The sequence below is a fragment of the Pseudomonas sp. PIC25 genome, assembly GCF_002286785.1.
In the GTDB taxonomy this organism is placed as follows: Bacteria; Pseudomonadota; Gammaproteobacteria; order Pseudomonadales; family Pseudomonadaceae; genus Pseudomonas_M.
In genome coordinates, this window is sequence record NZ_MUJY01000088.1 from 1 (window position 1) to 1,309 (window position 1,309).

Below are 1,309 nucleotides of genomic sequence, written 5' to 3' on the forward strand. Positions count from 1 at the left end.
GGTTCTTCACGGATTACCGGGGAAAGCGGCTTTGATTTTCATGAAGAAGAAGCTGCTGTCCCGGTAGCCGTAGGCCATGCGCTTGATCACCTTGATGCGGTTGTTGATCCCCTCCAACTGGCCGGTATGCATGGGCCAACGCACCCGACTGAGGATGCCGCGCCAGTAGCTGCTCAGGCGTTTGGCAAACAGCATCAAGGCAGGGATCTGGCTTTCCTGGGCATGACGTAACCACTGCCTCCAGGCCGTTCGCCATTGCCAGGCGCTGGCGGCCGTCCACAGCGCCTTGAGCTGGGCCTTCATCAAGTACACCGTCATCAGTGACTGGTTGGCGCTGAGCAACTCCTGCAGGTGGATCTGCTGCTCGGGCTGGCGCAGGTTCTCTGGGTTGCGCAGCAACAGCCAGCGCGCCTGCTTGATTACCCGACGCGCCGGTTTGTCATGCCGGAGTCGGTTGGCTTCGTCCACGCGGACGCGGTCAATCACCTCGCGGCCGTATTTGGCCACCACATGGAACAGATCGTAGACCACCCGGGCGTTGGGGCAGTGCTGGCGGACTTCTAGGTCGAAGGCAGTATTCATGTCCATCGCCACGGCTTCGATCCGCGCACACCCGGCCGGTCCCAGTTCCTTGAAGAACGGCCGGATGGCCTCACGACTGCGGCCCTCGCCAATCCACAGGACGCGACGGGTCTCGGCATCCAGCACCACGCTGGCGTAGCGGTGCCCCTTGTAGAGGGCGAACTCATCCATCACCAGCCGTCTCGGCTGCGGGCGCGGTAAAGCGTCCAGTTGGGCTTGCAAGCGGTGCTGCTCAAGCCGGCGCACCGTACCCCAATGGAGACCAAACAGCTCGGCGACATGCTGGGTCGGTAGGCGTGCGCACCAGAGCGCCACCGCCTCCTCCAGGCGTCGGGTCAGGCGGGCATGGCGCGCTAGCCAGCTGACCCACTCCGCCCGGCGACCGCAGCTGCCACAGGCCAGGCGGCGCAAGTGCACCCTCAGCCGGACCGGGCGTCCCAGCATCGGCAGGTCGCGAATGTGTCGTATGCAGTATTCGTGGACGGCTGCACAGGGCTGCCGGCAGTCACCACAACGCGGGACCTGCAGTGGGGCGGGCTTCAGCTCGACCTGCAGCGTTTCAGCTTCGGCGTCGATGGCAACAATAGAAAAACCCTCCCAAAACGGAGGGAAAGCAGTAGCATTCGGCATCAGAACGGCGGTTTTGGTTTTAGGGGTTTGGTCGCACAAACATCTTCAACCAAATCGCCGTTCTTGTTCAGGGCTCCCCGGAAATGCGCGAAGAACC

1 protein-coding gene is annotated in these 1,309 nt (G+C 62.9%); it reads right to left on the reverse strand.

The window, feature by feature from the left end; genetic code table 11:
• Window positions 1-6 precede the first annotated feature (6 nt).
• A complete protein-coding gene (locus BZL41_RS10945; protein WP_095599323.1) occupies window positions 7-1,212 on the reverse strand; it encodes an ISL3 family transposase in 1,206 nt (401 codons plus the stop codon).
• Window positions 1,213-1,309 lie beyond the last annotated feature (97 nt).